This window comes from Pseudomonas sp. EGD-AK9, from assembly GCF_000465935.2.
Classification (GTDB): Bacteria; Pseudomonadota; Gammaproteobacteria; order Pseudomonadales; family Pseudomonadaceae; genus Aquipseudomonas.
The window spans coordinates 1-2,828 of record NZ_AVOF01000382.1; the positions used below are offsets into that span (position 1 = coordinate 1).

Sequence of the window (2,828 nt, forward strand, 5' to 3'; positions counted from 1 at the left end):
GGCGGCGCTTCGTCGCTGCCCTGCTCGCCCTCGATGGCGCGCTGCGCCTTCTTGGTCAGCACGATGATGTCGATGCGCCGGTTGACCGGATTGAAGGGGTCGTCGCGGTCGAACAGGGCCGAAGAGGCGTAACCGACCACCCGCGCCACCTGCTCGTCGGCATAGCCGCCGGCGATCAGGGTACGCCGCGCAGCGTTGGCGCGATTGGCCGACAGCTCCCAGTTGCCGAAATCGCCGCGCCCGACGAAGGGTTTGGCGTCGGTGTGGCCGCTGATGCTGATCTTGTTCGGCACCGCGCGAATGGTGTCGGCCATGGCCAGCAGGATGTCCTCGAAATAGGGCTGCAGCTCGGCGCTGCCGAGGGCGAACATCGGCCGATTCTCGGCGTCCATGATCTGGATGCGCAGGCCGTCCTGGGTGATCTCGAACAGGATCTGGTCCTTGAAGCGCTGCAGCTCGGGGTTCTCGTCTACCTTGTTCTGCAGTTCCTGCAGCAGCAGCTCCAGGCGCTCGCGCTCCAGCTTGTCGGCCAGGGTCTCGACCTGGTCGGCGTCGATCTCCACGTCCTGGCTGTCGGTCAGGTCCTGGATTTCCGGATTGAGGGTGCGATCCGGCGCCGGCGTCGGCGTACCGCCGAGATCGATGGCGTGCGGGCTGGCGCTCTCGGTGAAGCCGATGGGGTCCTGGAAGTAACCGGAAATGGCCTTCTTCTGCTCCGGGGTGGCCGAGGACATCAACCACATCACCAGGAAGAACGCCATCATGGCCGTGGCGAAGTCGGCGAAGGCGATCTTCCAGGCGCCGCCGTGGTGCCCGCCGGCGCGCTTCTTGCCGCGTTTGACGATGATCGGCTGGTTGTTTTCCATGGCTTAGTTGCCGCGCATGGCCTGTTCGAGCTCGGTGAAGCTCGGCCGGTGCGCCGGGAACAGCACCTTGCGGCCGAACTCCACCGCCAGGCTCGGCGGCATGCCCGAGGCCGAAGCCACCAGGGTCGCTTTGATCGCCTCGTAAAGGTTGACCTCCTCCTTGGCGTCGTGCTCCAGCGCCATCGACAGCGGGCCGAAAAAGCCGTAGGAAGCGAGGATGCCGAGGAAGGTGCCGACCAGCGCGGTGGCGACCTTCTCGCCGATCTGCGCGTTGTCCGCCTCGGCGAGGATCGACATGGTGATGACGATGCCCAGCACCGCGGCGACGATACCCATCGCCGGCAGGCCGTCGGCGACCTTGGCCACCGCATGGGCGGGGTGCTCCACATCCTCCTTGAGGCTGGCCAGTTCCATGTCGAACAGGCCCTCCAGCTCGTGCGGGGCCATGTTGCCGGAGGACATGATGCGCAGGTAGTCGCAGATGAAGGCGGTCATCCGCGCGTCCTTGAGCACACCTGGGTACTTGCTGAAGATCGGGCTGGCGTTGGGGTCCTCGATGTCCGCCTCGATGGCCATCATGCCTTCGCGGCGGCTCTTGTTGAGGATCTCGTAGAGCAGCTTGAGCACTTCCAGGTAATAGGTGTGGGTGAAGCGGGTGCCGAACATGCTCACCGACTTCTTGAATACCGTCATGAACATGCTGCCCGGGTTGGCCTGGAGGAAGCCGCCCAGCGCCGCACCACCGATGATAAGCACTTCGTAGGGATGAACGAGCGCCATGAACTGCCCGCCGGACAGGACGAAGCCGCCGAAGACGCAGCCCAGAACCACGATGATGCCGATGATTTTTGCCATAGAAAGAGTGCTTGCAGAGCCAAGAGAGAGGGTTATTAAAAACAACCCTTCTAATTATCGGAACTTATACGCCAGACTATAGCCAGTTAAGGTCAAAAGCCAGTTCGGCTCAACTCACATGTCGACGCCAAAGCCCCTGCCACGCACCCTCGACGCCTGGCTGCAACAGCTGGCCAAGCTGCCCCTGCCGATCGAGCAGGAGCAGCATGCATGCCTGCGGCGCACCCTCGGCGACGGCCGCCGCACCTGGGGCGAGATCGCCGAGGCGATCGAACTCAGCCCGACCTTCGCCCTGCAGGTGCTGCGCGAGGCCAACCAGGCCGGCGGCACCCTCAGCGACCCGGCCGACAGCCTGGAGACCGCGCTGGCCCGCCTCGGCCTGAAGCGCTGCGAAACCCTGCTCAACCAGGCCCCCGCCCTGCCGGCAGGGGAAATCCCGCCGGCCCTGCGCCAGCTCCTGCTGATCAGCCAGCATGCCAGCCACCAGGCGCGCGGCCTGTTCGGCGCACGTCTGGCGCGCCTGTGGAACGAGCTGCATGGCTGCAGCCTGCTGTTTCTCGCCCCGCTCTGGCCGCTGCTATGCGCCCATCCGCAGCTGTTCGAGACCTGGGAGCAGCGCATCCTGGTCAAGGGCGAGCGGCCGGCCAAGGTGGAGCAGGAGCTGCTCGGCGTACCGCTGCTGCAGCTGTGCCTGCAACTGGCCGAGCGCTGGCGCCTGCCGGAGTGGATAGTGCAGGGCTACCGCCTGCTGGAGCGCGACCGCCGCCTGCTGGTCAAGGCGCTGCATATCGCCCGCGACAACCAGCACCCGCTGCACCAGCAGCAGTTGCTCGATGCCGACATCCCCTTGCGCCGCTGGCTGACCCAGCCGAGCAACTGCGTGCTGCTGGCCAACGGCCTGGCACTGTCGGCGCACCAGGCCTGGAACGCCCCGCACAGCCTGCGCTGGCAGCGCCTGACCGGGCTCTACCTGCAGCTGCCGCTGGCCGAGGTGCAGCAGGAAGTGCACCGACACGCGGTGAGCAGCGCCCGCCTGAACCACGACGCCCAGCTCTGGCACCCGGCCCAGGCCCTGCTCTGGCCCTGGGACGCCCGTCGCCTCAACCC

General features: G+C 66.2%; 3 protein-coding genes. 1 reads left to right on the forward strand and 2 read right to left on the reverse strand.

Going from position 1 to position 2,828, the window contains the following annotated elements:
* Together motB and motA are read right to left on the reverse strand one after the other, a co-directional pair.
* The coding region (motB, locus tag N878_RS16815; protein ID WP_021444768.1) for a flagellar motor protein MotB at positions 1–866 on the reverse strand (866 nt) is incomplete at its 3' end.
* Between the two features lie 3 nt (positions 867–869).
* The gene (motA, locus tag N878_RS16820; protein WP_021444769.1) at positions 870–1,721 is read right to left on the reverse strand and encodes a flagellar motor stator protein MotA; all 852 of its coding nucleotides are present in this window, start codon (positions 1,719–1,721) and stop codon (positions 870–872) included.
* A gap of 118 nt (positions 1,722–1,839) precedes the next feature.
* Between motA and N878_RS16825 the strand changes: the two genes are divergently transcribed.
* A partial coding sequence (locus N878_RS16825; protein WP_021444770.1) for an HDOD domain-containing protein occupies positions 1,840–2,828 on the forward strand: 989 nt, incomplete at its 3' end.

Bases quoted from the DNA above. Each gene is read 5' to 3' on its own strand.
- motA (WP_021444769.1), bottom strand. From the start codon at position 1,721: ATGGCAAAAATCATCGGCATCATCGTGGTTCTGGGCTGCGTCTTCGGC.